Origin of the sequence: Halobacillus sp., assembly GCF_049282395.1 — a bacterium.
GTDB lineage: Bacteria > Bacillota > Bacilli > Bacillales > Halobacillaceae > Halobacillus.
Genome location: NZ_JBAPTY010000183.1, coordinates 1 through 7,791, shown reverse-complemented (window position 1 = coordinate 7,791; position 7,791 = coordinate 1). Strand labels below are relative to the sequence as shown.

Annotated in this window: 6 protein-coding genes; all 6 read right to left on the bottom strand. The window is 47.2% G+C overall.

Features of this window, described 5'->3' with window-relative positions; all coding sequences use genetic code 11:
* Positions 1-58: 58 nt before the first annotated feature.
* Positions 59-2,011 (bottom strand): beta-galactosidase, encoded by a 1,953-nt coding sequence (locus WAM07_RS08425; protein WP_422166040.1) that lies wholly within the window; start codon positions 2,009-2,011, stop codon positions 59-61.
* Positions 2,012-2,962, bottom strand: coding sequence for a DUF5107 domain-containing protein (locus WAM07_RS08420; RefSeq protein ID WP_422166039.1), 951 nt, complete (start codon positions 2,960-2,962; stop codon positions 2,012-2,014). It lies immediately after the preceding gene.
* A gap of 15 nt (positions 2,963-2,977) precedes the next feature.
* Positions 2,978-4,486 (bottom strand): UDP-glucose--hexose-1-phosphate uridylyltransferase, encoded by a 1,509-nt coding sequence (gene galT / locus WAM07_RS08415; RefSeq protein WP_422166038.1) that lies wholly within the window; start codon positions 4,484-4,486, stop codon positions 2,978-2,980.
* 21 nt (positions 4,487-4,507) lie between these two features.
* Complete coding sequence (galE, locus tag WAM07_RS08410) at positions 4,508-5,497, bottom strand: UDP-glucose 4-epimerase GalE (RefSeq protein WP_422166037.1); 990 nt, start codon at positions 5,495-5,497, stop codon at positions 4,508-4,510.
* The gene (locus tag WAM07_RS08405) at positions 5,498-6,667 is read right to left on the bottom strand and encodes a galactokinase (RefSeq protein WP_422166036.1); all 1,170 of its coding nucleotides are present in this window, start codon (positions 6,665-6,667) and stop codon (positions 5,498-5,500) included.
* Positions 6,668-6,713: 46 nt separating this feature from the next.
* A partial coding sequence (locus WAM07_RS08400; RefSeq protein WP_422166035.1) for an alpha-galactosidase occupies positions 6,714-7,791 on the bottom strand: 1,078 nt, incomplete at its 5' end.

Here is a 7,791-nt window from a genome sequence, read left to right as displayed (position 1 = left end):
TTCCACCTCAGGTCATCCAGAATCTGGATGACCTGAGGTGGAACTTATTCCCTTTTCGTTACTTTTTTATTATTTCGCTTGCGTAAGGTTGTAGCTGCCTACCATCGAAGCTCTTCACATAGGGACTGTGGTTCATAACAAATAGATAGCTAGTACCATCCACTTCCCGTCGATATACCTCTACATCTTCAGGAGAATCGATGTAATCAATCTGCCGTTCTTCAAGAATCTGCTCCGCCATCTGATCAAGAGGAGCTTCGTTTAATCCGCCGCCGATATAATAGACGCTTCCTTTACCCACTTCATTCTTCGTTACTGCGGCATAGTTTTCATAGAATTGATCCTGATAGTGGTAAAGAACCTCCGCTGTTTCAGCAACTAGCAAATCTCTCCACACAGACACCGTGCCACTCGTCTGAGCGAAATCACCTTCGCCTTTCAGCTCCACGGCATGCTCTTTCGTCAGCGATTCGATTTCTTCCACACGTACACCAGTCAGGTCGCGCACCAATCCTGGGAGCACTTCGCCAAGCCTCAGGTTGTTGTCTTTTCCCTTTAGCCCAGTTCGGAAAGAGAACAGAACGGTGCCTCCGCCAGCCGCAAACGAACGCAGACGCTCTGCCAGCGATTCATCCATCATCTGCATAACAGGTACCACGACTACTTTATACTGTGAAAAATCCCGATCGGCAGGGATTACATCAATCGGAATATTCCGCTTATAAAACGGGCGGTACATCCGCAACAGCTCTTCATTAAAGTCAAAATCTTTACTTTGAATCTGCGAGCGCCACGACCAGATATTATCGTAATCATATAAAACCGCTGCTTCAGATTCAATTCGGGATTCCAGCACATGCTCATACTGCTGAATATCCGTAAATAACGACTGGACTTCTTTATATTTCCGGCCGTACACATTATCATGGTCCACTACCCCGTAACAGAACTGCTCCGCGCCCTTGGTCATGCCGCGCCAGCGGAAATACAGCAAGTTGTTACAGCCATGAGCAAACGCCTGGTACGACCACATCTTCGCCTGATTCGGCCTCGGGAGATAACCAATGACATCATGACCCTGCGCGCCCATCAGTTCTTCTACAATCCAGTAGTTCTGATCCTTGAGGCCGCGGTTAAAGTCGTGTGTCATCGCAATCGCTTCCGGCGGGACCGGTTTTTCCAATCCACCCCAGACCGGGTAGTTGTCATACGATACATAGTCCATCGGCTTCACATTTTCCGCATGGTCGAACCATTTATCGAAAAATCCACCGGAAACGTTCGTGGTGACGTCCTGGTGACTGCCTTTTGCTTCCCTGACGATCTCCGTCATTTCATGAGTAAAGCTGTTCACCGAAAACGAACGAAAACGGGCCCATTCCAATTTCAGGCTTGGATTGTGAGTCGTCACAGTCGGCTTCGGAACAGGAATTTCTGAGAAGTCATTGTACGTCTGCCCCCAGAAAATCGTGCCCCATTCCTCATTCAAAGCCGCGACAGATGAATATTTTTCTGCCAGGTATTGCTGGAACTTGCTGTGACACTGGTCACAGTAGCACATATCACTGCCTTCATGGCCAAATTCATTATCGATCTGCCAGGATATAATCGCTTCTTCGCTGCTATAATGCTCGACCAGCTTACGCGTAATCCTCCCGGCAAATTCCCGGTAAACATCGGAGTTAAAGCAATATTGACGGCGCCCGCCGAACACGCGGGTCTGCCCGTTCTCATCTTCTGATAAAATAGAAGGTTCTTTATGAGCAAGCCAGGCTGGAAAAGTAGCCGTTGGCGTACCGAACATCACGTTCAGTCCCTGCTCTTTCACTTTTTCAATGACATGATCAAAATAAGAAAAATCAAACTGCCCTTCTTCCGGCTCCATTAAGTGCCATGCAAACTCGCCAATCCTTACGATGTTCGCTCCAAGCTCTTTAATGCCCTGAAGATCTTCATCGATTATTTCTTTCGGCCAATGTTCCGGGTAGTAATCTACACCTAAGTACGTCATTTATACCCCTCCAATTGAAAACGTTAGCGACCACTTGTAAGAGCCACCAGCAGGAATCCGTGAAACCTTGCCGATTTTCTCAGCGAGATAAACGTCATCATAAACCCCTGTACACGGTTCAACGCCTACATTATATTCACCGCGGTAGCCTCCAAGGGTTTTCCAGATCCCGAGATAAGGGACTTTATCTTCCGGAAAACGATACGTAAGTTTACGGCTGATGTCTTCCTGAATGATGGAACACCAGCCCTCATTTAGACGATCCGTAAAATAAAACTTCTCTACCGTACCATCCTCTTTTGGTTCAAGCTCAGCTAAATCAAGCGTTTTTCCCGTTTTCAGCGACTGCGTTTCCGGATACGAATGGGTCGTCCCCCACTCTCCTAAATGCTGTGTCCCTTTTTCAACATTCATAACTTCATTTAACCCCTGCGGAACTTCTAATTTCGTTGAATCATTTAAATTCCACAAGGCATGAGGCGTCCAGATAAAAGGAAAAGGTTCATCGCTTTTATTCCAGGCTTCATATTCGATTTCGATGCTTGCCCCTTTTAAAGTGACTGTCTTTTTTATTGTATAAGGAAATTTGGGACTTTCCACATCGAGAGTAATCCCCTCCCCTGCCTTTTCGCAGTTCCACGGCAGGGCCCATACTTCCCCATGATCAGGGATCTCTTTCCAGTCTGCAGGATGAGGGCCTTGATCGATTCCTGGAAACATTTCATCAAACCCACTTGAATCATATTGGGAAAAATCGGCTCCATACGGAGGTACCGTTAATTCTGAAGCTGACGTCTGAAACAGCCATTCATAGGCTGCTTCCTTATCAAAAAAGCTGACCATTTTCCCGCCGTAAGAAGGAAGAATGACACAGCGGATCTGCTCATTTTCAAGCACAACAGCTTCAAGTCCTTTAAAGTTAATCGTCTCTATCACCGGCAGGTCAACCATGTTCCACTCTCCCTTCTACATAATTTGTTTAATAAATCGGGTAAAGGCCTCTTGCCCAGCTTGCGTCCTTTTAAAGACACCCGCATGTTCAAGTACCGTTGAAAAGCGTTTGCCGACTTCCTGTCTCAACCGCTCCTCAATGTCTTCGTTCTCTGCTATGTTCATTTGTTTCGCCCATGTCACGTGTTTAGCTGTCCGTTCATCCTGGAGGGCCTTCCCGTCAAGCTCGTCCGTCTTCATATACTCTGTGAGCTGATTCATTTCTTCAATCAAACGGCCGGGTAGAACGGCAAGACCCATCACTTCGATTAAGCCTATATTCTCCTTTTTAATATGATGGACATTTTCGTGCGGGTGAAAAATTCCCATCGGATGCTCATCACTGGTCCGGTTGTTCCGAAGCACCAGATCCATTTCAAACGCTCCGTTCCGGTAACGCGCAATCGGCGTGATCGTGTTATGCGGCTCCCCGTCGGTTTCTGCATAAACGTCTGCCTCTTCATCCGTATATCCGCGCCATGACGTAAGGATTTGATCCGCGACGGCAGACAGCCGTGAGCGATCCTCAGAACGGAGGCGGATGACCGACATCGGCCAGCGGACAATCCCGGCTTTAATATCCTTGAATCCTTGAATGGTAAACTCCTGTTCAATCGGAGCCTGAGCCATAGGGAATTCATGATGGCCGCCCTGGAAGTGATCGTGGCTTAAAATCGAGCCGCCGACAATCGGAAGATCCGCATTCGAACCGATGAAATAATGAGGCAGCTGATCGGTGAAATCAAGCAGCCGGTCAAAGCTGTCTTTCGTAATACTCATCGGGCGATGCTCCCGGGAGAAGACAATCGCGTGCTCATTGTAATAAACGTATGGAGAGTACTGCAGGAACCAGTGCTCCCCTTCAAGGTCCATCGGAATCACACGGTGGTTATCACGCGCGGGATGGTCCAGACGCCCGGCATAACCGACATTTTCTTTACATAGAAGGCATTTCGGATAATTAGGTCCATCTCCCTTAGCCCGTGCTGCTGCGATTGCTTTGGGATCCTTTTCGGGTTTGGAGAGGTTAATGGTAATCTCAAGATCTCCATATTCTGTCTCACTGTACCAGTGCTTATTTTTTTCAATCCGATTCGTACGGATGTAGTGGCTATCCTTTGATAATTGGTAAAAATAATCCGTGGCCGCAATCGGCCCCCTGGCTTCAAACGTCTGGTAAAAGTTCCGAATGACTTCCGAAGGCTTCGGCATCAGCTGATCCATAATTTTCGGATCAAATAAATCCCTCTCTGTCGTCGTGTTATCCTCCATCAGCCCTTGCTCGACCGCATAATCCAGCATCCGGTCAAGCACCTGCACCGGCTCATCCGGCACGTCCTCTGCCTGAACAGGTTCAGGTGTCTTCCCGTCCAGCTCGAATAAATGAAACAGGGCATTCCGCACGTAATCGACGTCCCAGACGGACACCATTTTTTTGTTGAGACCATATTGAATAAGCTGTTCGATGTCACGATAAATCGCCACTCTGTTCACCATCCCTTTTGTTTATTTTTCATAACCTTCCGGATGCTTCTGAAACCAGTCCCAGGCATTTTGAATCATCGTATCAAGCTCCGCATGAGCAGGTTTCCAGCTGAGTTCCTTCATAGCCTTTTCAGATGAAGCCACGAGCTGGGCCGGATCACCTGCACGTCTCGGAGCAACTTCAGCCGGAATCTCACGCTGAGTCACCCGGCGTGCCGTATCAATGACTTCCTTCACACTGAATCCTTGTCCATTTCCGAGATTGTACACGGCACTTGTTCCATCTTTTTTCAACTTCTCAATTGCCAAAAGGTGAGCGTCTACCAGGTCCGTAACATGAACATAATCACGGATACACGTGCCATCTTCGGTCGGATAATCATCGCCGAATATCATGATTTTATCCCGCTTGCCCTGAGCTACCTGGAGTACGATCGGAATGAGGTGCGTTTCCGGACGGTGGTCTTCACCGACTCTTCCTTCTGGATCCGCGCCCGCAACATTAAAGTAGCGAAGAACCACATGCTTGATCCCGTGAGCCTTTTCAGCCCAGTGAAGCATCTTTTCAATGGCCAGCTTTGTTTCCCCATACGGGTTGGTTGGGGTGGTACGGTCATCCTCCTGAATCGGTACTTGATCTGGCTCACCGTAAACCGCTGCCGTAGATGAAAAGACGATTCGTTTTACCTCATGCTCCGCCATTGCTTTCAGTAAACTGATCGCACCGGAAACATTATTGTCATAATACTTCAACGGATCTTCAACGCTTTCTCCAACTAGAGAATCCGCTGCAAAATGAATTACGGAATCGATCTCATTTTCAGTAAACACCTGCTCTAGAAAGACCGCATCCCTTAAATCACCGTTGTAAAAACGAGCCTTTTCGAAAATGGATGCCTCATGACCCTTTTGCAAATTATCCACGACCACTACTTCTTCATTACGATCCAATAATTGGGCGACGGCATGACTTCCAATATAACCAGCGCCTCCACAAACGAGTACCGTCATTTAAAAACCTCCTTCAATTTTCTTGGCCCCATCGCCAATTTCTACTTTATAAAAGTCAGCTTCAAGTCCTGTCTTCTCGGAGTATTTACGGCCGACGTTATCCATAAAAGCTTCGACCTGGGTTCGGTCCACTATACTAATGGTACAGCCGCCAAATCCAGCGCCGGTCATTCTTGAACCGACCGCATCCTCCTGCCAGGCTGCTTCAACCAGCGCATCCAGCTCTTTACCCGTTACTTCGTAATCATCACGCAAGGAGACGTGCGATTCGTTCATCAACTGTCCAAACCCTTCAATATCTCCAGCGTTCAGCTTCTCCACCGCTTCCATCGTGCGGCGATTTTCGTAAACGGCATGCTTGGCCCGCTTCTGGGCTAAAGAATCTTCTATAAGATGTTTATGGTCTTCGAATTCTGCTTTGGTTAAATCACCTAAGCTATGAATCGATAAGTTCTGTTGCAGATCCTTCAGAGCTTCTTCACACTGTTCTCTCCGCTCATTATATTTTGAGTCAGCCAATCCGCGGCGTTTATTCGTATTCGCTATGATTAAAGCATGATCCGTCAAATCAATAGGCGTATGTTGATACTCCAGAGAATCACAGTTTAATAAAATAGCATGATCTTTCTTACCCATTCCGATGGCAAACTGATCCATGATGCCACAGTTAACCCCGACAAACTCATTCTCTGCCTGTTGAGAAAGCTTGACCATTTCCACCGGATCCACAGAAAGTTGAAATAGTTCTTTTAATACAACCGACGTGACCAGCTCAATAGATGCAGACGAAGAAAGTCCTGCTCCATTTGGAATATTCCCGTAAAAGGCAATGTCCATGCCTGAAGAAATCTCATACCCGGCAGCTCGAAAAGTCTCGATTACACCTTTCGGATAGTTGGCCCAGTCATCTTCATCCCTATAATTCAGGTATTCTATATCGGTTTCAATAACTCCTAAGTCAGGAAAGTTCATGGAATACAACCTTATCGTTGTATCCTTTCTTTTTTGTGCGGCTGCATAAGTTCCCACACTTAAAGCACACGGAAAAACATGTCCTCCATTATAATCCGTGTGTTCGCCAATCAAATTCACTCGTCCCGGTGCAAAAAATAAATCTACCGGTTCATCCTTCCCTAATCGTTCCTGAAATGCTTGCTTCAATTCCTTCATATCGATCACCTCATTACTATATTGGTATGTAGAAGCGAAGGATGCCCTAGACCTCCTTCAGCAGGAAGGTCCGGGACTGGTAGTCTCCTCCGCGCTCTGCCTGATGAGGATTGGCGCCATTAAATTCCTTGCCCAGAGGCAGGCCCCGATTCATCAATTCGTCTCCATAGAACAAACGGGTAAATCCTTCAATTTCATATCGCTTCTCAGGCTGCAATCCTTTAAGTTTCAAGGTTTGGTTATGCTCGGGATTGGGCCGGTAATTCTCTTTGTACCAGCCAATCATCGCCTGCTTTCCATTTGCGCTGCACACCATCCAGGCTGTTTCTTCTCCTTCAAACGGGCTTTTCAGTCGGTAGAACGTGCCCTGGGCGATCAAATTTCTGATCTTCTTAAAAAATTCAATTTGCTGCTTCACTTCAGACTTTTCCTCTTCACTCAGCTGAGAGGGGTCTAATTCGTAACCAAACGTCCCGAAATACGCGACATCTCCTCTGAACTTGAGTGGCGTTTCCCGAAGTGTCTGATGGTTCGGAACAGCTGAAACGTGAGAACCGATCGTGGCGAGGGGATACCCCAGCGAAGTGCCATACTGAATTTTCAGCCGTTCAGCAGCATCGGTATCGTCACTCGCCCACGCCTGTGGAGCGTAGTACATCATTCCAAGATCAAACCGGCCGCCTCCGCCTGCACAGGATTCAAATAATACATTCGGATAACGGGTGGTTAGACGCTCATATAAGTCGTAAACCCCAAGGATGTAACGATGATAAAATTCTCCCTGGTTCCGGAGGTGCTGAGAGAAAGGCTCTGTAATATTACGGTTCATGTCCCACTTAATATAATCCAGATCTGCTTCTTCAATTAAACAGCTCATTCTATCGTATAAATAATCGACGACTTCAGGATTGGAGAAATCAAGAACCATCTGATTCCTCCCCAGGGTTTGCGGACGACCAGGTGAACCAATCACCCAATCCGGACGCTCTTTCATTAATTCACTCTTAGGACTGATCATTTCCGGTTCAAACCATAATCCAAACTGCAGACCTTTCTGTTTCACCGTACGCGAAAGCGCACCAATCCCATTCGGCAATTTCCTCTTATCGACAAACCAGTCCCCT